The following is a 21,232-nucleotide window of genomic DNA, read 5'->3' as shown; positions in this document are numbered from 1 at the left end:
AGCCATGGTTTCCAAGGACGAGTTGCAGCGGTTTTTCGATGCGGAGTTTCCGCACTCCCGCTTTGATATCGAATCGCTGGGCGAGCGCATGGCGGTGATCCGCAAGCCCATCACTGGCGCGCACCTGCGCCCGGGCGGCACGGTGTCGGGTCCGGTGCTGATGGAAGTCGCGGACGCTGCCCTGTACGTGGCGTTGCTGGGCACCTTGGGGCTGGTGGCGCTGGCGGTGACCACCAACCTGAACATCAACTTTATGCGTAAACCGCGTGCCGACCGCGACGTCATCGCCGAATGCCGCCTGCTGAAAGTGGGCAAGACCATGGTGATTGGCGAGGTCTCGCTGTATTCCGACGGCGAGCCCGAACCGGTCGCCCACGCCACCGGCACGTATGCGATTCCGCCGGTGCGTTGACTCACCCTGCGCTCGACGACACCTGACGCGGCAACCCCAGCGAAATCAACGCGGCCAGCAGCACAAAGGCACTGGAGATCCACAGGCAGGCGCCTAGGCCGTATTGCTGGTAAACCCAGCCGGACAGCAGGGTGCCGATCAGCCGCCCCATGGCGTTGGACATATAGTAGAAACCGACATCCAGCGACACCCCGTCGCCTTTGGCGTAGCTGACAATCAGATAGCTGTGCAGCGATGAGTTGATGGCGAACACCACACCAAACAGCAGCAGGCCGCCAATCAGCACTGCGCTGGCGTTCTGTGGCGTGAGGTGCATGCCCACGGCAATCGCAGCGGGCAGCAGGGCCAGCAGCAATGCCCAGCCGGCAGCGCTGCGCCCGCCCGGCACTTGCTGCCGGCCGGTTAGCCGTGGCGCTATCGACTGAACCAGCCCGTAGCCGATCACCCAACTGGCCATAAAGCCACCGACCAGCCAGAAGTCCCAGCCTAGCGCACTGCTCAGGTACACCGGCAGGGCGATCACAAACCACACATCACGGGCACCGAACAGAAACAGCCGCGCTGCGGAGAGCAGGTTGATGGCGCGGCTCTTGGACAGCAGCTCCCGGAATTTGGGCTTGCCGCTGGCGCGCCCCAAGTCCTGCTTCAGCAGGCGCAGACTGATCAGCCACACCACCGCCAGCGCCATGGCCATCGCCAGCACCGCGCGGGTAAAGCCGAGCAGCACCAGCAGCGCACCACCGAGGAAGAAGCCGACGCCCTTCAGGGCATTTTTGGAGCCGGTGAGAATGGCCACCCACTTGTACAGCGTGCCTTGCTGTTGCTCAGGCACCAGCAGCTTGATGGCGCTCTTGGCGCTCATCTTGTTCAGGTCCTTGGCGATGCCGGACAGCGCCTGCGCCGCCATCACACAGGGTACGCTGAGGACGCTGGCCGGTAGTGTCAGCATCAGCAGCGCCACCACTTGCAGCGCCAAGCCCAGATTCATGGTGCGGTTCAGGCCGATGCGCGCGCCCAGCCAGCCGCCGACCAGGTTGGTGACCACGCCGAATATTTCGTAGAACAGAAAGAGCGCGGCAATCTCCAGCGGCGTGTAGCCCAGACTGTGAAAATGCAGCACCACCAGCATGCGCAGCGCGCCGTCGGTCAGGGTAAAGGCCCAGTAGTTGGCGGTGACCACCAGATACTGGCGCACGGCAGCGGGCAGGCTGGACAGGGTGCGCATCTCACGAACTCCTCAGGCGTACTGGCCGACCAGCCGCGCCAACTCCACGGCGCGGTTGGCGTAACCCCACTCGTTGTCATACCAGGCGTAGAGCTTGACCTGGGTCTGGTTGATCACCATGGTCGACAGCGCATCGATGATCGAGGAGCGCGGGTCGGTGCGGTAATCAATGGACACCAGCGGGCGCTCCTCATAACCGAGAATGCCGCGCAGCGGGCCGTCGGCCGCCTGCTTGAGCAGGGCGTTGACCTCGTCCACGCTGGTAGGCCGTTCAACCTCAAAGACGCAGTCGGTGAGCGAGGCATTGGCCAGCGGCACCCGCACCGCATGGCCGTTCAGGCGACCGCGCAGCTCGGGGAAGATCTCGGCAATCGCGGTGGCCGAGCCGGTGGTGGTGGGGATCAGGCTCATGCCGCTGGCGCGGGCACGGCGCAGGTCCTTGTGCGGCTGGTCGAGAATACTCTGGGTGTTGGTCAGGTCGTGGATGGTGGTGATCGAGCCGTGGCGAATGCCCAGCGCCTCCTGAATCACCTTGACCACCGGCGCCAGGCAGTTGGTGGTGCAGGAGGCGGCGGTGACAATGCGGTGCTGCTGCGGGTCGAAGCGGTCGTGGTTGACGCCCATCACCACATTCAGCGCCCCCGGCTCCTTGATCGGCGCGCAGGCCACCACCCGTTTGACGCCCTGATCCAGGTACGGCTGCAGGCTGGCGAGGGTCTTCATCTTGCCGCTGGCCTCGATGACCAGATCACAGTCGCTCCAGTCGGTATCGGTCAGCGCGCGATTGGCTGTCACCGCAATGGCCTTGCCGCCGATGATCAAGTGCTCGCCGTTACTGCTCGCTTCGTTCTGCCAGCGGCCATGCACCGAATCGAAGTTGAGCAAGTGGGCGTGGGTTGCCGCGTCGCCCGCCGGGTCATTGATGCGCACAAACTCCAGCTCCGGCCAGTCCCAGGCCGCGCGCAGCGCCAGCCGACCAATGCGACCAAAACCGTTGATACCTACCTTGATACTCATAGCGGACTCCTGCCTTGTGAGGTCACTCTGTGCCTGGGAACCAATGACGGGTGCGGTTGGCAAAGGCCACCAGCGAGAGCATGACCGGTACCTCGACCAGCACGCCGACCACCGTGGCCAGGGCCGCACCGGAGTGTAGCCCGAACAGCGAGATGGCGACCGCGACCGCCAGCTCAAAGAAATTGGAGGTGCTGATCATGCAGGCCGGCGCTGCAATCGGGTGTGGCAGGCGCAGCTTCCAGGCGGCCAGATAAGCGAGCGCAAAGATGCCGTAGGTCTGCACCAGCAGCGGAATGGCAATCAGCACAATGGTCAGCGGCTGGCTCAGCAGGGTATCGGCCTGCAGACCGAACAGCAGCGTCACGGTGCCCAGCAGCCCCAGTATCGACCAGGGTTTGAGGCGCTGCAGCAACTGCGGCAGCTGCTCGGGCGCCCGACGCTGCAGCCATTGACGGGTCAGTACGCCAGCGCCCAGCGGCAGCACCACGTAGAGCAGGACCGACAGCAGCAGCGTCGCCCAGGGCACCTGAATATCGCTGACGCCCAGCAGCAGGCTGACCAGCGGCGCAAAGGCAAACACCATGATCAGATCGTTCACCGACACCTGCACCAGCGTGTAGTTGGGGTCGCCGCGGGTCAGCTGGCTCCAGACAAACACCATCGCGGTACAGGGCGCCACGCCCAGCAGGATCATGCCGGCGATGTACTCGCCCGCGCTTTGCGGGTCCACCCAGTCGGCAAACAGCAGACGAAAGAACAGCCAGCCGAGCAGCGCCATGGTGAAGGGCTTGATCAGCCAGTTGATGGTCAACGTCAGCACCAGCCCGCGCGGACGTTTGCCGACATCGCGCACGGCGGCAAAGTCGATCTGCACCATCATCGGGTAAATCATCACCCAGATCAGCACCGCCACCAGCAGGTTGACGTGGGCAAACTCCAGCGCTGCGACACCGGCAAACAGGGGCGGAAACAGCGAGCCGAGCGCGACGCCAGCCGCGATGGCCAGCGCCACCCAGACACTCAACCAGCGCTCAAACAATCCCATGCTGGCTCCTCAAATGCCCTGCTGATTGACGCGCGCTGACAGCTGCTCGGCGGACTCGCGCCGCTCGGAATAGCGGTCCACCAGATAGTCGCTGTGCTCGCGCAGCAACAAAGTGAATTTCACCAGTTCTTCCATGACATCCACCACCCGCTCATAGCAGGGCGAGGGGCGCATGCGCCCGGCCTCGTCAAACTCCAGAAAGGCCTTGGGCACCGACGACTGATTGGGGATGGTGAACATGCGCATCCAGCGGCCAAGCGCACGCAGCTGGTTCACCACATTGAACGACTGCGACCCGCCACACACCTGCATGACCGCCAGCGTCTTGCCCTGGGTTGGACGCACCGCGCCGATGCTCAGCGGCACCCAGTCGATCTGCGCCTTGAACACCGCCGTCATCGCACCGTGGCGCTCGGGCGAGCACCATACCTGGCCCTCGGACCACTGCATCAGCTCGCGCAGTTCGACCACCTTGGGGTGGGTATCCGGCGCATCGTCAGGTAGCGGCAGGCCAGATGGATCAAAGATGCGGGTCTCGGCGCCAAAGTAGGTGAGCAGCCGGGCGGCTTCTTCGACCAGCAGCCGGCTGTAGGAACGCTCACGGGCAGAGCCGTGCAGCAGCAGAATGCGCGGCGCATGCGCGGCGCGCAGCGGGCTGCGCAGGTGCTCCAGATCCGGGCGGGGCGCCAGCTCGATATCCAGATTAGGCAGGTCAGGGTGAGACATGGTGACTCCGATTGCAGCAATTCATGAGGTGGCCGGCGGGCAGCAGCGCGCCGCCCGCTCAGGACGATCGCCCATCTGCTCCAGCCGCTGATGATCCGGGCTAAGCCAGTGGCGATTACTGTCCAGCGTGGTGCGCAGCAGTTGGATAACCCAGTCGGGCAGGTGAGGGTGCAAACGGTAATACACCCACTGCCCCTGCCGCCGATCCGCCAGCAACCCGCAAGTGCGCAATTGCGCCAGGTGGCGGGAAATCTTCGGCTGGCTCAACTCCAGCGCCGACGTCAGCTCGCAAACGCATAGCTCACCCTCGGCGGCAATCAGCAGCATCAGACGCGTGCGGGTCTCATCGGCCAGGCACTTGAAGACGGTGGGTGGGGTTAGGTGTTCGAGCATGGTGGTATAGGCTGGCTGTGCTTGTAGATATATATGGTTTAACGAATATAGTGCGTGAAAGGGGCGTGTGGCAATCGGATTATGGCTTTATCAGCTGGGGAGGGAAGGGTTGTGCGTAAAATATACGGAAATGTATATGTAATGTTGAGGTTTGCCTGGCGGGGCGGACGATTCAGGCTAGAGGCGGGGCAGCAGGGGCTTCGGCACAGGTCGCCGGGGCAGCAGGTTATGTGGTGGGGACGTTCGTGGGCGAAAAAAGGACGCCTTGTGGCGTCCTTTTTTATATTTTGATTTGGGGGATTTGAACCCGTTGCACTGCTGCTGCATTGCTGCTCTATTTTCCGCTTTGCCTTTGAAATCAGAAGGCTATTGTCTTCCTTCCTCTGCACTGCATCGCAATGTCCCGCTATGTCTGCGACACTTTTTCGACACCATGACCACTCTCTGTTGGTCGTGCTTGGTGGTTCTCACCCCCCGCGTCTTGGACGTACACTAGTCCTTTACGTACATGGAGGTAGAGAATGGCTGTCCCAAAAATATTTGTTAGTTCGACCTGCTTTGACCTGTCTGAGATCCGTGAGCAGCTCGCGAAATTTATTCGTTCTTTCGGTTTCGAGCCCGTTATGAGTGAGTATGGTGATGTGTTCTATCACCCTGAGCTCCACACGCACAACGCGTGTATCCAAGAAGTAACCAACTGCGACATGCTGATTCTAATCATTGGTGGTCGCTTTGGTGGGGCATACGTAGGGGATAAGAATAAGTCTATAACAAACGCTGAATACGAAGCGGCTAGGAATGCAAATATTCCTGTTTTTACGTACATTCGTAAATCTGTCTTGGAAAATCACCATTTGTATCGAGAAAATATCGATCAGTCATTTGTTTCTGAGATTCGATATCAGTCTATAAGTAAGCAATCCGATGCGGTGAATATTTTTAGATTTATAGATCATGTTCGACAGTCTCCCGTTAATAACGCATTTGAAGGTTTTTCGGGTTTTGCTGATCTTGAAACTCACCTCAGAAAACAATGGGCAGGAATGTTCTTTGATTTTTTGCGTAATCGCGATGCTAAGATTAGTTTTGAAAATACTAATGCTCTTCTTTCTGGGCTGGAGGCGTCTAGTGGAAAGCTAGAGGCTCTCGTAAAAAGCTTGTATCGTTCGGTTATTCCCGGGGACTCTTCTGTAGACAAAAACATAGAAGAGATCGAGGTTTTTTCGTATCTTAAGCGGTTTTCCAAGATATACTCGGAGTTGATGTTGAGTTGGAGCCTTGGGCGGATGTTGATTTTCTAGAAAAGCCAGGAGCAATTGAAGCCCTCTGTGATGTTGACCCAGCAGGGCTGAGTTTGATTGATTATTTACTGGCGACGGATCTTTTTCATTTTGATAGTTACCATGACGATGTTGTTTATCTTATGTTCCACAGCGGCGCTTACACGTATGACCCAGAAGATATGCCCGGTAGGCTTTGTACGTATTATGATTTCGGTGTAGTGCCCTCAACAAAAGATCAGCGTCTTGCTGCTGTTAGGGATGTCTTGAGGATGAGGGTCCTATAATTGACCAAGTATATGGATGCAGGACTTCCTCTTGACGTTTTTCGACTTGCAGTAGGCGATGAGGTGAAAAAGTCTGTTCTTTATCGGCTTGTTCAGCTATCGAAGGTTGAAGGAAGCGATCTCTGGTCCGGCCCAGAGGGGGTCATATTCAACACGCCGCAGCAGGGAATTAACTGGATAGGTGGCTTTCCCTCTTGCCGCGGAGTTATCGTTAAAGCTCGCCCTGGTGCTTATGTCCACGATGGCTGGGTTGACGCTGAAAAGAGGGCTTATAACTACTCTTTAAAAGCCCGAAACGGAGTCGTAAATGAGTCTGAAAAAGCTAATCGCGTCCTTATTAATCAGCCTCAATTCGGGTACCCGATTTTTCTATTCTCTGACCGCAATGATCGCTGGGTCTATGAGGGCGAGTTTTCGGTTGCAGCGCTACATGCTCAATATGTCGTTCTAGAGCGGGGCTGCGACAACGTCGACTTATCGCTTTCCGCAGAGGATGAATCAGGCTACCAAGAAGGTGGTAAGAGTTATGTGTCTCATCTTATGGCTGAGCGTAATCGAACTGTTGTTAAAGAAATAAAGAGTAGATCAGCTGATTGGCTGTGTGATATTTGCGCAGTATGTTTCGCGGACAGGTACGGTGTTGAGTACATAGAGGTTCACCACAAAATTCCAATTTCCACCTACTCAGAGCCGCATAAAGTGTGTTTTGATGACTTCGTGTTGCTCTGTCCTAATTGTCACAAGGCGGTCCATATATTAATGAGGAAGGAAGGTCTCTGCTATTTAGATATTAAAAATAGTTTGAATTTCTCGTTAAATATGTAATTTGACGAAGCTCATCATTTTAGATGTTCGTAGATTCCTGCTATACCAAATATATGTGTCCTGTCGGTGTTTTGGGTTTTACCCCTTTGCGTCGCACTTGTTTTTATATACCACCTCTATGAAATAGTCATCACCCTTAAGCATCTCCTCTTCAAACCATTCTATGTAATATTTTTTGGAGTGCTCTAGGCTGTCAGTTATAGCAGATTCGTAGCTCATGGGTATAGAGCTGTAATTTTCTCGAGTAGAAGGCTGTTCTGAAGTCTTTACAGTACTGTTTTTTTTCACACTGTTAGCGAAGGTGTGGTTTTTCATTTCACTTTCTCCGACTTCTCAAGTTCATCTACAAGTATGGACAATATTTTGGCAATTGAAGTTCCAAAAATCGCATCTCTGTTTTCTGAGAACTGTCCTGCCCTGTTGCTAGTAAATACTAGCACTCCCAACGGATTTCCGCTAACTGCAGATATTTGCGGATCCCTCACAGGGATTGATAAAAAGGATCGATAGTTCTTGTGGTCGTTGTTATTGCTTGAGCTCGAAGAGAGTTCTGAGCTTTTCGTAATGTCTTGGCATATCTTCAGCTCGTCCTGTATATATGTTAGCCCCACGTGGCCATGTCCTGGAGCCCAGTTTCTGTTTGACGTGCTCATTCTATCGTCGTGGTTACGCCAATAGATTTCCAATTTTTTACTCTCTTCGTTATAGATGTAGAAGCAAAAGTTATAAAGGTCATGCCCCTCGTAGCCAAAAAGCTCAGCACGGTTGAGGGTTAGAGGGTACAGCATGCTCTCGATTGCATTATTAAATTCGGCCTTCTTTTTTTCTTCTGGATAGTCGACGGGCCATGCGGTTATGAGGTCTATTGTTTTCTCTAGTTCAAGCAGCATTGAATAGATGACCTGTGTTTGTCTTCTAAATACATTTGCCGCTTTTCTTGCGTTTGGTAAAAGCTCGTTCTCGTATTCTTCGTTTTCTGCAACAACTTTATCGAAATGGCTTGATACTGATTTTCTAGTGGTGGAGTAGAATAGAAAGAATGAAAGTAGTAAGTGCACAATTCCGCAGCAAATATAAAATGATAGCCTGAGCGAGCTTATGTCTGTGCGTTGATAAATATCGTTAATGAAAAGCCCTGCCGCGATTGGAGTTCCTATGGTTATCCAGGTTGAGCATAGATAGATAAACCAAGATGCGAGGTTCTTTTCAATTTTTTTATTATGCTCATTATTTACGGATTCGGATTTCATATCTATCTCTTTGGATATTCATTTTGCGCTCGCTATCATTTGCCAAAGTTATCTGTATCTCTAGCAGCTCTCAATTTCTTCTTCTACCCGGGCGTACCAGCGCCTTACAGCTTCTTTAGTGATCGCTATCCCGCGTGGTGTGTTGGCAACTTTGAGTTAGCTTCGTCGTAATCGGGGCTTGTCTGCCCGATCTCTGGTGCGGTGTTTCCTGTGACCAGCCAAAGTGCGTACTGCGGATACACGCTCACAAGTACGTCTATTTCGTCAGCGCTTACCCGCACTGCGCCTTTGCTTACGTTCCGCCAGCGTTCGTAGTCCCCGCCTCGCGCACTTGCTTTCTTTGGCCCTAAAAGCTTCAGCAATACGCGTGCTCTATTAGCAGAGCCATTCATATAGAAATTTATTCCCGAGTAGCTATTGCTCGAAAGTCGAGCCTGGGCAACAATCACTCCGGAGTAATAATTACCCGAAATGAGATTTTCGTCATTGCCAAACATAGTGGAACAAAGCGTATGGATATGGAAGGCGTAGGACCGGAAAACCTCATTGGCGCACCGCAGTGATGCCGTGGCCCAAGTTTGCCGAGTGGATCGGCATGGGCGATTGACTCCGCGTCGTCGAGTCATGGGTGCGGGGCTACCTCTCGATCAAGAGAACCGATAAGCGCCAGCCCAACTGCGCGACGCTTATCCTGGCGGTTGCGGATAATGCCGGGCAGTTCAGGGGGCGCTCTCTTGGATCATCATGCGATATCCCACACCGGCTTCGGTACGTATGTAGAAGGGCTCGGCCGGATCATCACCCAGTTTCTGGCGCAAATGGCTGACCACGATGCGCAGGTAGTGACTATCTTCCTTGTGCTGTGGCCCCCAGATCTCCTGCAGCAGTTGGGTTTGGGTGATCACGCAGTTGGGCGACCGGGCCAGCATGGCCAGTACCGCATATTCTTTGGGGGTGAGATCGATTTTTTCGCCGGCCAGCGTCACCCAGCGTTTACCAAGGTTGATATGGAGATGGCCGTCGTCCAGTACCACGGGGGAATCTGGCTTGATGTGGTCGCGCACGTTGGCGCGAATACGCGCGAGGAGCTCTTCAACACTGAAGGGTTTGGTGACGTAATCCTGTGCCCCTGCGTCCAGGGCCTGAACTTTTTCCCGGTCGCCACTGCGTACCGACAGTACGATAACCGGGGCTTTCGACCAGGTGCGCAGTTCTTTCAGCACGGCGTGGCCATCCATACCTGGCAGCCCCAAGTCCAGCACCACAAGGTCCGGCTGCTGACGGGCAATCGCGACCAATCCGGACTCTCCGTCTTCCGCTTCGGTCACATCGTAGCCTTCGCTTTTCAGGGCGATGCGTAACATGCGCCTGATCGAGGCTTCATCGTCCACAATGACAATCTTGATACTCACGGTCTAGGTTATTCCTGGTCGCTTGGGGAGGCCTTGAGCGGCACATCTAACGGCAGCTCCACGACAAAGCGGGTACCTTGGTGTTTGGTTCCTTCCGTCGCCTGCACGCTGCCACCATGGGCACCGATCATGCCTCGACAGATCGCCAACCCCATCCCCGTGTTCTGTTTTTTCTTGTCGCCGTCGGCAACGACAAAGAACATATCAAAGATCTTTTCTCGCAGCGCTTGCGGGATACCGGGGCCACGGTCTTCGATGGCGATGGTACAGCGCTTGTCGCTGGTTTTAATGGCAACCTCAATTTTTTCATTGGCGGGTGTAAAGCGCGCGGCATTCTCCAGAATGTTAAACAGGGCTTGTTCAATCAATGCCGCATGCACATACAAGACGGGCGCTGTGTCCGGAAAGTGCGTCTCGGTTTGTACGCCGGGGTAGTAGCGTTTGAGGCGTGACAATGCGCTGCCGACGATATCGGCGATCGACACCCAGTCGCGCTCGATCTTCAGTGTGCCGTACCCCAGCCGCGTCATATCCAGCAGATTCTGGATATAGCTGTCCAGGCGACGACTCTCCTGCAAGATGGTGTCCTCCAGCTCCTTCCGATCCTGGGGCTCGAGTTGCTGATCCAGCAACTGCAGACTCTCGGCCGCGCCCATCATCGCCGCTAACGGTGATTTGAGATCGTGGGAAACCGACGACAGCAGCGCTGAGCGCAGTTGTTCCACCTCGGTTTTGACGCGTGCTGCCTCCAGCTCGCGGACCAGTTGTGTCCGTCGCCAGGTGTCGGCGCCCTGGTTCACAATGGCCGTGATCAGGGTCTTGTCGCCAGGCGCGAGAATCGTGGCTGAGTCGGGAAACTTGAGGGCAGCACAGGCGATGCACTGATCGTCCTTGCTGACCGGGAATAACGTCCACTCGGACGCATTCAATGTGTCACTGAAGCGGCCGGAGATTTGCTGATTGCGCGTGGTCCAGTCAATGGCTGCCTGATCGACGGGCGTGAAGGGGCGTGTCGGTCGTGGCCAGGCTTCACCCTGCGTAGGCACGATGACGCATTCCACCGGCAAGGATTCTGCAATGACCTTTTGCATGCCTCGCCAGATAGCCTTGGGGTCTTCGGCGATGGAGAGCGCCTGCCCCAGCAACCGCATGGCTTCGGAGTAGCGGTTGGCGTCGCGCAGCAAGATAAATTGCCGACGAATCCGGGAGGCCGCGGGGCCGCAAGCAAAGGCGATGACCAGCAAGAAAAACAGCGTGGCAACGTCATCCTGACGGGTGACATGGAAGGTGTAGCGCGGGTCCGTGAAAAAGAAGTTGAAGCTCAGAAACGCCATAAGCGACGCAGTGATCGCAGGTCGCCAGCCATGCCGCAGCGCGGCGGCAATCACTGCCAGCACATACACCAGCACCAGCGTGGTATTGGCCACTAGCTCCAGAGGAATCGCCACCGCGGTGGCGACTATCACCGCCAACGCGGCAAAGCCGTGAGCGCGCCAGGAGCCCAAAGGCGCAGTGCCGGTGGGCAGTGCCTGTGCGGGTTGACGGGAGGCGGCGTCCGGTGGGCGAATGACCGAGACTTCCAAGGGCAGGCCGGACTCGACCAGCTGCTGATAGAGCCGTTTACGCCAGAAGCGCAACCGGCCTCGCTTGCCGGCCCCCACCAGAACAGTGTTGATCCGATGCTCCCGGATAAACGGCACTATGGTCTGGTAGGTGCTGGGACCGCGCAGCGTCTCCGTCTCGGCGCCCAGGTCGCGGGCCAGTGAAAAGGCCGATTGCAGGCGCAGCGACGACTGGCGGCTGGCTACGCGCCCTGTATCGACCCACACCACGGTCCAGGGCGTTTTGCGCCGGTCCGCAATGTGACGGGCAATGCGGATCAGATACTCGTGATCGGTGTTCTGGCTCACGAGTACCAGGAGCTTTTCCTGAATGGCGAAAGCACGTCCGTTGGCACCGGCCTGCAACTCGGTGGTCAACTTCGCATCCACGCGCTCCATCACTTCGCGCATGGCCAGCTCCCGCAAGGCCGTGAGGTTGGCCGGGGAAAAGAAGGAATCCAATGCTGAGCGGGCATACTCCGGGAGGTAAATCTTGCCTTGCTGCAAACGCTCGATCAGGGTCGCCGGGGGCAAATCGATAAAGATGATCTCGTAAGCATCATCCACAAACTGATCCGGTACGGTTTCGCGCACCCGAACGTTGGTGATCTGCAGCACCAGATCGTTGAGACTGGCCAGGTGCTGAATGTTGACGGTGGTGTAGACATCGATCCCGGCACTGAGCAGTTCGGCAATATCCTGATACCGGCGTTTATGTCGACTGCCGGGCACATTGGTATGCGCCAGCTCATCCACCAATATCAGTTGCGGATGCCGCGCCAGCGCCGCGTCCAGGTCGAATTCCGTCAGGGTGGTGGTGTGGTAGTCGATTGCCGTACGCGGCAGCACGTCCATGTTGTCCAGCATGGACTCGGTGGCGCTGCGCCCATGGGTTTCCACCAGGCCCACGAGCACATTCACGCCCTCCTGCTGCCGCTCGCGGGCCGCGCTGAGCATGGCGTAGGTCTTGCCGACACCCGGTGCCGCACCGAGAAAGACCGTGAGCCGGCCGCTCTCCTTGTCCTTGATGCGCTGCAACAGCGCGTCAGCATGACCAGACCGCTCATCCATGCTGAGTTCCCCTGCGTGTCATGGTCGTTACCGGGCCCCTTGTTACGGCAGTAAATGCTCCGAGTATCTGCATGTTGCTGTGTTTTTAACCCTTATTGGTGATCTTTTGCATTATCCGCGAGGTCGTCAAGCGCCAGGTTCAGCAATAGAACATTCACCCGTGTCTGCCCAAACAGGCCCCATTGCGGCCCTTGAACCTGCTGCTCAATGGCAGCCAGGACGGTTTGTTCTGGCAGGCCTCGCGCGGCGGCTACACGGGGAGCCTGAAGACGTGCCGCCGCTGGGGAAATATCGGGGTCCAGGCCTGCGCCCGACGCGGCCAGCAGTTCCACCGGGATGTTATCGGCATTGACGCCTTCTTTGGCTTGAATCCGCGCACTGTCGCCCATCGCCCGCTCTCGCAACGCGGGGTTGCTGGGTGCCAGATTACTGCCCCCCGTCGCGGTTGGGTCGTAGTTGGCCGCGCTGGGACGGCCATAAAAATACGCCTCGCCTGCAAACGCCTGGCCGACAAGGCGAGAGCCAACAATCTGGCCGTTACGCTCGATCAAACTACCCGTTGCCTGGTGGGGAAAGAGCAAGCCGCCCAGAACGGTGGCAACGCCGGTGTAGCCAAGACCGCACAGCACCAGGAAGAGTACGGCGGCACGCAGCGCCGTCAGTAGCTGGCTCGATATCGATGGGGTACGGAACAAATCAGTCGTCATGGAGTATTCCTCAACTCAGGGTCAGCTCAAACAGTTAAAGCACGAGGCTCAGCAGAACATCGATTACCTTGATCGCCACGAAGGGCAGCGCGACACCGCCCAAACCATAGACAAGCATGTTGTTGCGCAGCAGCTTTTCCGCCGTCATGGGGCGTAGCTTCACGCCGCGCAGAGCCAGCGGAATCAGCGCCGGGATAATGAGCGCGTTAAAGATCAAGGCGGCCAGCACGGCGCTGACCGGGCTGTGCAGCCCCATGAAATCCAGCGCGGCAATGGCTGGCAGCGCACCCGCAAACACCGCCGGGATGATGGCGAAATACTTGGCGACATCATTGGCCAGCGAGAAGGTGGTCAGCGCGCCTCGGGTTATCAACAGCTGCTTGCCCACTTCCACCACCGCCAGCAGCTTGGCCGGGTCGGAATCCAGGTCCACCATGTTTCCTGCTTCGCGCGCGGCTTGGGTACCGGAGTTCATGGCCAGCCCCACATCCGCCTGAGCCAGCGCCGGGGCATCGTTGGTGCCGTCACCGACCATCGCCACCAGACGCCCCTTGGCCTGCTCGGCGCGGATCAGGTTGAGCTTGTCTTCGGGTTTGGCCTCGGCAACAAAGTCATCCACACCGGCTTCCGCCGCGATGACACCGGCAGTGACGGGGTTGTCGCCGGTGACCATGACGGTACGAACGCCAAGCGCTCGCAGGCGCGCAAAGCGCTCTGCAACCCCCGGCTTGATCACATCGGTGAGGGCGATCACACCGAGAATCTGTGCATCGGTGGCGACGACCAGCGGTGTGCCTCCGCTCTGCGCGACCTCTTTGACAAGGGTTTTCAGATCGTCTGGGATGCGAATGTCGCGGGCGTCAGCCCAGGTCGTGATCGCGTCGCTGGCCCCTTTGACGAAGGTGGTCCCGTCGGCCAGGGTAATGCCCGATAAACGGGTCTCTGCGGAAAAGGGGATGTAGTCTGCGCTGACCGGGCGCTCGGGTACCCGATACCCCTCACGTTCCGCCAGCTCCAGGACAGACTTGCCTTCCGGCGTCGGGTCTTCATAAGACGTCAACACGGCGGCGTTGACCAGTTCCACCGCAGGCGCATTGCCTGCCGACATAAACCGGGTGGCCTGGCGATCACCGAAGGTGATAGTGCCGGTCTTGTCGAGCAGCAATGTATCGACATCCCCCGCGACTTCCACGGCTTTGCCGGACTTGGCCACCACATTCGCCGCCAGTGCCCGGTTCATGCCGGCAATCCCGATGGCGGGCAAGAGCCCACCAATGGTTGTGGGTATCAGGCACACCAGCAGGGCGATCAGCATGGTGTAGTCCAGGCTCACGCCCATGAAATGAGCCATCGGCGGCAGGGTGACAACAACCAGAATAAAGACCATGGTCAGCGCCGCGAGCAGCACGGTCAAAGCCATTTCATTCGGCGTTTTCTGACGCTGAGCGCCTTCGACCAAACCAATCATGCGGTCCAGGAAGCTGTGGCCGGGGTCGGCAGTCACCTCAAACTCGAACTCACCGGTCAACACCTTGGTGCCACCAATCACGCCACAATGGTCGCCACCGGCTTCCCGGAGTACAGCCGCCGACTCACCGGTGACTGCCGACTCGTTGATGGTGGCCACGCCTTTCACTATTTCGCCATCGGCGGGTACGTACTCGCCCTGAACGACGCGCACCCGATCACCCTTACGCAGCAGATCCGCATCGACGTTCTGTTCATTCCCGTTCTTGATGCGCCGGGCTTTGAGCGCGCGTTTGGCTGAGCGCAAGCTATCCGCCTGTCCACGCCCGCGTGCTTCAGCGACCGATTCGGCAAAGTTGGCGAACCACACGGTGAACAGCAACAACAGGGTGGTTGCCAATTCAAACCCGAAGGGCTGGCCGGCAAATAGGCGCTGGACGGTGAAAAAGGCAGTGATGACGGTGCCTATCAGCACAACAAACATCACCGGGTTGGTTGCTGCTGCTTTTGGCGTCAGCTTCTTGAAGGCCAGCCACGCTGCAGCACGCAGGACCGTCTTGTCCAACAGGTTGGGAGATTGTTTTTGCATAACCTTACTCCTGACTCACAAGCGGGGAGGACAACTCAAGGCCTTCACCAATAGGCCCCAGGACTGCCGAAGGCAGGAACGAAAGGAAGTTGAGGATTAGAATCACCGCAATCAGAGTGGCGCCAAAGGTGACGCTTTCGAGCCGCAGGGTGCTATTGGATGCAGGCGTCACACGCTTGCTGGCAAGCCAGCCGGCAACCATTAAAGGCAGGACCATGGGAAGGTAGCGGCCGAGCAGCAATGCCAGCACGCAGGTCAGGTTCCACCAGGGTGTGTCGTCTCCCAGTCCCTCGAAACCGGAGCCGTTGTTGGCAAAGGCTGAGGTGTATTCATAGAACACCTGGGAAATACCGTGGAAGCCCGGGTTGCTGTTTTGCGCCAGCCCCGGCACACCCACGGTAATGGCAGTGAGGCCCAGGATCACAAAGGTCGGTAGCACTATTAACGCGCCCAGCGCGGTAATTTCTCGGGTTTCGATCTTGCGGCCAAAAATCTCGGGGGTGCGGCCAATCATCAAGCCCGACAGGAAGACTGCGATCCAGACGTACACGATGAAGTTTATGAAACCGACGCCCACGCCGCCCCAGATGGCGTTGATGAGCATTCCCGCGCGGGTCACCAGGCCACCGAGAGGGTTGAAAGAGTCGTGCATGGCGTTGACAGAGCCATTCGACGTTTGCGTGGTGAAGGTGCCCCACAGCGCGGACAGTTCAGGGCCAAATCGCAGCTCTTTACCCTCCATGTTGGAGCCATCGGCACTCAGGCCGGCAAATGCTGCATTGGGTTGCATTTCGCTGTAGACCGTCGCCGCAATAAGGGCAACGCTCATCACGCCCATCACCGCCAGCGACATCACTGCAAAGCGGCGGCGACGCAGCAGAAAGCCCGCCATAAAAACAATCGACATCGGGATGAGAACAAGAGCGACGGTCTCGATGGCGTTGCTAACCGGCGTTGGGTTTTCCAGCGGATTGCTGCTGTTGGGGCCGTACCAGCCGCCACCGTTAGTGCCAAGCTGCTTGATCGCCACCATGGGCGCCACCGGGCCCACAGGAATGACCTGCTCGCGCATCTCGGCCGCCGTATCCAGTGGTTGCGCCACCTGAGCGCCTTGATAGGTGCTCGGTACGCCCTGCCAGGTCAGCAGCAATGACGTCACCAGTGCCACGGGTAGCGCCACCCGCAGCACGCCACCTACAAGGTCAACATAGAAGTTGCCGAGGTCACGTGGCTCGCCTTCTTTGGCCCTGTCTGCGTTGCGACCGCCAAACATACCCCGCAATATCGCCACGCAGGCGGCCAGGCCGGTCATTGGCGTTACCACCTGGAGGGTCACAATAAGGAAGCCTTGTGACAAATAGCTCAACTGAGCCTGCCCCGAGTAATGTTGCTGATTGGTATTGGTGAGGAAGGACACCGCTGTATGCAGCGCCAGGTCCCACGACAGAGGGCCGATATTGTCGGGGTTCATCGGCAACAGATGCTGGAGCAGCAGGATGAGATAAGCGACTCCCCCCAGCACCAGGTTGCACAACAGCAAAGCCCAAACATAGGTCTGCCAGGTCATGCCCTGCAGCGGGTTCACCCCGATGAGTCGGTAAGTGATGCGCTCAAGCGGGCCAAACAGCCGGTCGCTGACATGCGGCTGGCAAGAGAAGACCCCAGCCATATAGCGTCCCAATGGCCAGGCTAGCCCCAAGGCAAGGACGAAAATTAACGCAACTTCAAACATGGCTACCCCTCCCTAGAACTTCTCCGGTGCGAGCATGACGGCTCCCAGGTAGATAATCAGTGCCAGTGACACCAGCAACAGCACGGTACTCATAGCGAACTACTCCACGGTTAGGTCGTGCAGTCAGCGTAGGAATGGGAGGGGTAAAGGCTCTAGATTGAGGAAGTCGCAGGGCGTAAATTTTTTGTATGTTTTATTGGAGTGCCGGCTAACGAGTTTGCTTTGAGCTGTTCGGTAACGGCTCCCTTAGGCAGGTATACGGTGCTTTCCTGATACCCGGTTCAAGGCGTTTGCTGTATCAAGCGTGCCTACCACAATGCCCATATTCAGCAGTCCGCCATGGCCTCCACTTGGCTCAGTACCGGCGGGGCAGTGGATATGCACAGCTTTTGTTCTGCCAGAGCTGGAATGGGCATTCTGGCCTGTGGCTCCTGGCCGCTCTGCGGCAAGTGATATGGGCAAACGGGCGATCTCTCACCATATCCGTGACCTGCTCAGCAATGCCAGGTTAGAGGGGGGCAGGGCGGCCTGATGGCGATTGCCAGGCAAGCTGCTGGCCGTTGGAAAGCGGACGTTGAACCCGCTGAAGCGAAAGGCTTACGCAAGACACGCAAAACCAAGGCTGAGGCCCTTCGCTTTGAGGCGGCTTGCCGAGCCAAGTTGGTCCAGCAAGCACCGATTGGTCACCGAAGCCGCCGACCGTCGTCGGCTGGCTGAATTGACGACCAGATAGCCGAGCTGATGGACGCCATACGGTAAGGCTGCGATAACCCGCACGTTGAGCCGATAGTGATGGTCTGCCTGTCCACTGGTGCACGTTGGTCTGAGGCCGAAAGGTCAGGCCCTGCCTCGGTAAGAAACGGCGTGATTACCTTCAGCGGTACCAAAATCGGGAAGGTCAGCTCTGTCCCGATCTCTGCCGACCTGCAAACACTGCTGCTTAAGCACTGGCGTCAGCACGGTCCTTTTACCCCGGCCATTACCTCATTCCGGCGAGCACTGGCTAGAACCACGATCAAGCTACCGAAAGGGCAGGCCGCACACGTCCTGCGGCATACCTTGGCTAGTCACTTCATGCAGAACGGCGGGAATATCCTGACACTGCAAAAAATCCTAGGGCATTCGACTGTCGTCGTTACGGTGCGTTATGCGCATCTTGCGCCGGAGTACCGTGCGACGCTGTTCGCTACAGCCCTTTATCTACTTCGAAAAAGAAATTCAGCGACCTTCGAAAGCAAATGTCACCAGAGTCTCAGACGCGTGTTGAGGCTAGAGCTGAACAGCTGATGCCTGATCGATCAGGTGGCAAAAACACGTAGCAGCCCGTTTTCGACACTTTTTCGACACTGGAAAAGAAAAATCCCTAAAAGCTTCAACGTTTTCAATGGCTTGTTTGGTTGGGCTGGGGGCTTATTGGCACTTAATGGCTCTATTCCGGAGCTTCCAGCGATATTTTGCATGAAATTTGGATGTGGTGGATTTCACAAAGACACTGCGAATCTTATGGGTTATTGACAGGCTGTAAAGAGTGATTTAACCAAGAGTTTGTCTCATGACGGCGGTAAGCGGAGGGTGGGTTCAAATCCCATTTGAGGAGTTGAATCGGCTGGAAAGTGTCTAAGAAATCTGGGGCAGTTCACTTCGTCATGAAGCAAAAGAATGTCTGAGGGTAGTCCAAGCATAGGCTAAGGGCGGCTGCGAGTGTATGGGGGCTAATCTTCTTACTGGTTTAACCTTCGGAAACTGGGCCGCTTCAGCGGTTGAAAGAACACCTGTCACCGTTTTTCAGAATGAATCACTTGATTTCATTTTGAGAATATGAATGCCGCTTCATTTTTTTTGGCCTGTATTGAAAAGCTTTAATTATCACTACTTAGTGAATTATTTAAAAAATTTCATCGTTGGCTCAAAACTTGCGAATTCATTAGTCATCCCGGAAGGAGTTGCTGATGAAAAATCGTATTCGAGGCGTAAAAACAGCGGTGGACCCATTCGAGCAATTTGCGCTTTCACAGGCGATTATTGTTGAACCCTGGATCTTCGTTTCTGGGCAGGCGGCTATTGACGACAGAGGGGAGATTATCGGTAGCACTGATTTTGTCGCTCAGGCTCATGCCAGCTTTTGCAACCTGCGGGAAGTGCTCGAAGCAGCCGAGTCCAGTCTGGATGATGTGGTCAAGGTAACCATCTTCCTGACTGACATGTGTTACTTCGGCGAGGTGGTGGCGCTACGGCGCACCTATTTCAACCCGCCTTATCCCGCAGATTCTATTGTGGAGGTTCGTGCATTAGCGATGCCCGAACTCCTTTTTGAAATTGAAGCTGTTGCCGTGCGCGGCGCGGGTAAAAGCAAACTGAACTGATTCATTGCTGAGCCGTCTGCCGGTCGGCTAGCGGGGAGAGAATATACATGTGGAAAGTTACCCTGGGGGAAAAGCCTGGAGTAAGCCAATTGAAGCGTGAGAAAACGACAGTACCGCGTCCTGCAGTTGGTGAAGTATTAGTTAAAGTGAAGGCGGTATCCCTGAATTACCGAGACTGGGAAGTCATCAACGGTCAATACCATGAAGTATTTTCTTCTGGAATGGTGCCCCTCTCCGATGGCGCGGGAGAGGTGGTTGAAGTAGGTGAAGGAGTGGACCGGTGGCAGCCGGGAGACAGAGTAATTGGTAGTTTTTGGCAAGGCTGGCTAGCGGGAGACCTCAAGAACGCGATAGCGCCCAGGAGCATGGGAGGGCCCCTCGACGGAATGCTTAGCGAGTTTGTGAGTTTGCCCGCGAACGGTTTAGTGCTATGTCCATCACATTTGTCTTACGAACAGGCGGCCTGCTTGCCGTGCGCGGCGGTTACAGCCTGGCAGGCGTTGGTAGTTGAAGGTCATGTTAAGGCTGGCGATTGGGTCTTGGTTCAGGGTACCGGCGGCGTCTCGCTGTTTGCCCTTCAGTTTGCAAAGTTGCACGGCGCCAGTGTTGTACTGCTCTCTTCAAGTGAAGACAAGCTCGCGCGCGCTCGGGAACTGGGTGCAGATATCACCCTGAACTATCTCGAATGTCCCGATTGGGGCGCCGAGGTGCAGTTGCGTACGGGAGGGATTGACCATGTGGTGGAGGTAGGCGGCCCCAACACTCTGGTGCAATCTTTCAAGGCCCTAAGGCTGGGTGGGCAGGTCAACATCATAGGTTATCTGGGTGGCAAGTGTGGTGAGGTCAGCCCTCTGCTCATTCTGCAGAGTCACTCCAGGGTCCGGGGTATAGCGGTAGGCCCATGCAGTTCTCTTGAAGCCCTGTGCGGCGCGATTCAAGCAGTGCAGCTGATACCTGTCATAGACCGGATCTTTTCTGTTGATAACCTCGGTGAAGCCTTCGATTATCTGGCATCGGGCAGTCATATGGGCAAGGTGGTGTTGAGGCTCGATTCATGATGGTCGGCTGATGGAGCGCTGGGCCTGGACCTGGGTCCTCTTCACCCTGCTGGCAGCAATAATGCAATCAGCCCGAACGGCTGCCCAGAAGCATCTTTCATCCCGCATGACGGCTATGGCGGCAACATACCTCAGGTACCTGTCTGGGCTGCCCTGGGTATTGATCTACGTGATCTGGTTAGGCGGAGGTACGGCCCATGTCCGCGATCTGAAGGGTGCCGCATGGGGTTGGATTCTGGTGGGCGGTCTCACCCAGGTACTAGGCACCTGGGCGCTGGTAAAAGTTTTCACCCAACGCAATTTTGCAGTCGGGTCCATCTTCAGCAAAACGGAGGCGCTCCAGACTGCGGTCCTGGGCGCGTTATTTCTGTCCATTCCCCTAAGTACAGCTGGCTGGATAGCGATCGCCGTCGGGGTGGCAGGCATCTTTTTTCTGATATTACCGGCCCAGGGATTGAGTTGGTCGTCCTGTATGACGCCGGTGACCGGATTGGGGCTACTCTGCGGGTTAAGTTTTGCTGTCTCCGCCCTGGCAGTTTATCAATCCAGCAACCTGACGGGGTTGGCGCCTCCGCTATCGGCTGCATTTGTTCTCACCGTGATGGTCTGTATCCAGTTAACGGTTATTGCTCTGTGGCTTGCGTTGTTCGAGCGCGGCTCAATTGCGGCGGTGGTTCGCGACTGGCCATGGAGCCTGTTCGTAGGGTTATACAGTGCGGTAGGTTCGATCGGCTGGTTTACCGCCATGAGTCTGTAGAACCCGCACTGGTGA

19 protein-coding genes are annotated in these 21,232 nt (G+C 56.7%); 7 read left to right on the top strand and 12 right to left on the bottom strand.

All coding sequences use genetic code 11. From position 1 onward, the window contains the following. Window positions 1-4 precede the first annotated feature (4 nt). A complete protein-coding gene (locus ASB58_RS15140) occupies window positions 5-412 on the top strand; it encodes a PaaI family thioesterase (RefSeq protein ID WP_118131456.1) in 408 nt (135 codons plus the stop codon). A 1-nt stretch (window position 413) separates the two neighbouring features. Here the strand turns inward: ASB58_RS15140 and arsJ are convergent, their stop codons facing one another. The 5 genes from arsJ to ASB58_RS15115 are packed head-to-tail and all read right to left on the bottom strand — an operon-like array spanning window position 414 to window position 4,818. Continuing rightward, entirely contained in the window at window positions 414-1,637 is a 1,224-nt protein-coding gene (arsJ, locus tag ASB58_RS15135) for an organoarsenical effux MFS transporter ArsJ (RefSeq protein WP_118131455.1), read from the bottom strand. A 12-nt stretch (window positions 1,638-1,649) separates the two neighbouring features. Then, window positions 1,650-2,654, bottom strand: a complete 1,005-nt coding sequence (locus tag ASB58_RS15130; RefSeq protein ID WP_118131454.1) for an ArsJ-associated glyceraldehyde-3-phosphate dehydrogenase — start codon at window positions 2,652-2,654, stop codon at window positions 1,650-1,652. Window positions 2,655-2,676: 22 nt separating this feature from the next. Next, window positions 2,677-3,699 (bottom strand): ACR3 family arsenite efflux transporter, encoded by a 1,023-nt coding sequence (arsB, locus tag ASB58_RS15125; protein WP_118131453.1) that lies wholly within the window; start codon window positions 3,697-3,699, stop codon window positions 2,677-2,679. A gap of 9 nt (window positions 3,700-3,708) precedes the next feature. Next, window positions 3,709-4,425: an arsenical resistance protein ArsH gene (gene arsH / locus ASB58_RS15120; RefSeq protein WP_118131452.1), complete on the bottom strand. Its 717-nt coding sequence runs from the start codon at window positions 4,423-4,425 to the stop codon at window positions 3,709-3,711. Window positions 4,426-4,446: 21 nt separating this feature from the next. Next, entirely contained in the window at window positions 4,447-4,818 is a 372-nt protein-coding gene (locus ASB58_RS15115) for a metalloregulator ArsR/SmtB family transcription factor (protein ID WP_118131451.1), read from the bottom strand. Window positions 4,819-5,339: 521 nt separating this feature from the next. On the opposite strand from ASB58_RS15115, the gene ASB58_RS15110 reads away from it, so the two are divergent. Together ASB58_RS15110 and ASB58_RS15105 are read left to right on the top strand one after the other, a co-directional pair. Next, the gene (locus ASB58_RS15110; RefSeq protein WP_202974643.1) at window positions 5,340-6,119 is read left to right on the top strand and encodes a DUF4062 domain-containing protein; all 780 of its coding nucleotides are present in this window, start codon (window positions 5,340-5,342) and stop codon (window positions 6,117-6,119) included. Between the two features lie 266 nt (window positions 6,120-6,385). Continuing rightward, the gene (locus ASB58_RS15105) at window positions 6,386-7,210 is read left to right on the top strand and encodes an HNH endonuclease (protein WP_235827314.1); all 825 of its coding nucleotides are present in this window, start codon (window positions 6,386-6,388) and stop codon (window positions 7,208-7,210) included. 311 nt (window positions 7,211-7,521) lie between these two features. Here the strand turns inward: ASB58_RS15105 and ASB58_RS19945 are convergent, their stop codons facing one another. From ASB58_RS19945 to ASB58_RS20455, 7 genes are all read right to left on the bottom strand, one after another. Further along, window positions 7,522-8,460, bottom strand: a complete 939-nt coding sequence (locus ASB58_RS19945; RefSeq protein ID WP_147336845.1) for a GAF domain-containing protein — start codon at window positions 8,458-8,460, stop codon at window positions 7,522-7,524. Between the two features lie 719 nt (window positions 8,461-9,179). After that, window positions 9,180-9,824 (bottom strand): response regulator, encoded by a 645-nt coding sequence (locus ASB58_RS15085; protein WP_200818476.1) that lies wholly within the window; start codon window positions 9,822-9,824, stop codon window positions 9,180-9,182. Between the two features lie 56 nt (window positions 9,825-9,880). Further along, complete coding sequence (locus ASB58_RS15080) at window positions 9,881-12,544, bottom strand: DUF4118 domain-containing protein (RefSeq protein WP_118131448.1); 2,664 nt, start codon at window positions 12,542-12,544, stop codon at window positions 9,881-9,883. Window positions 12,545-12,636: 92 nt separating this feature from the next. Continuing rightward, a complete protein-coding gene (gene kdpC / locus ASB58_RS15075; protein ID WP_118131447.1) occupies window positions 12,637-13,251 on the bottom strand; it encodes a potassium-transporting ATPase subunit KdpC in 615 nt (204 codons plus the stop codon). 34 nt (window positions 13,252-13,285) lie between these two features. Then, the gene (gene kdpB, locus ASB58_RS15070; protein ID WP_118131446.1) at window positions 13,286-15,307 is read right to left on the bottom strand and encodes a potassium-transporting ATPase subunit KdpB; all 2,022 of its coding nucleotides are present in this window, start codon (window positions 15,305-15,307) and stop codon (window positions 13,286-13,288) included. Window positions 15,308-15,311: 4 nt separating this feature from the next. Continuing rightward, window positions 15,312-17,039, bottom strand: coding sequence for a potassium-transporting ATPase subunit KdpA (gene kdpA / locus ASB58_RS15065; protein WP_118131445.1), 1,728 nt, complete (start codon window positions 17,037-17,039; stop codon window positions 15,312-15,314). A gap of 12 nt (window positions 17,040-17,051) precedes the next feature. Next, entirely contained in the window at window positions 17,052-17,132 is an 81-nt protein-coding gene (locus ASB58_RS20455; RefSeq protein WP_088277195.1) for a potassium-transporting ATPase subunit F, read from the bottom strand. A gap of 771 nt (window positions 17,133-17,903) precedes the next feature. Here ASB58_RS20455 and ASB58_RS20450 point away from each other — a divergent pair. The 4 genes from ASB58_RS20450 to ASB58_RS15040 all read left to right on the top strand — a co-directional run bounded on the left by ASB58_RS20450 (window position 17,904) and on the right by ASB58_RS15040 (window position 21,217). Then, the gene (locus tag ASB58_RS20450; RefSeq protein ID WP_407920684.1) at window positions 17,904-18,326 is read left to right on the top strand and encodes a tyrosine-type recombinase/integrase; all 423 of its coding nucleotides are present in this window, start codon (window positions 17,904-17,906) and stop codon (window positions 18,324-18,326) included. A 662-nt stretch (window positions 18,327-18,988) separates the two neighbouring features. Continuing rightward, window positions 18,989-19,402, top strand: a complete 414-nt coding sequence (locus ASB58_RS15050; RefSeq protein WP_118131444.1) for a RidA family protein — start codon at window positions 18,989-18,991, stop codon at window positions 19,400-19,402. Window positions 19,403-19,449: 47 nt separating this feature from the next. After that, window positions 19,450-20,460: a zinc-dependent alcohol dehydrogenase family protein gene (locus ASB58_RS15045; protein WP_118131443.1), complete on the top strand. Its 1,011-nt coding sequence runs from the start codon at window positions 19,450-19,452 to the stop codon at window positions 20,458-20,460. 10 nt (window positions 20,461-20,470) lie between these two features. After that, a complete protein-coding gene (locus ASB58_RS15040) occupies window positions 20,471-21,217 on the top strand; it encodes an EamA family transporter (RefSeq protein WP_118131442.1) in 747 nt (248 codons plus the stop codon). Window positions 21,218-21,232 lie beyond the last annotated feature (15 nt).

The organism is Pseudomonas abyssi, assembly GCF_003444685.1.
GTDB lineage: Bacteria > Pseudomonadota > Gammaproteobacteria > Pseudomonadales > Pseudomonadaceae > Halopseudomonas > Halopseudomonas abyssi.
The sequence above is the reverse complement of the archived record's forward strand: the minus strand, read 5'-3'. Positions and strand labels throughout refer to the sequence as shown.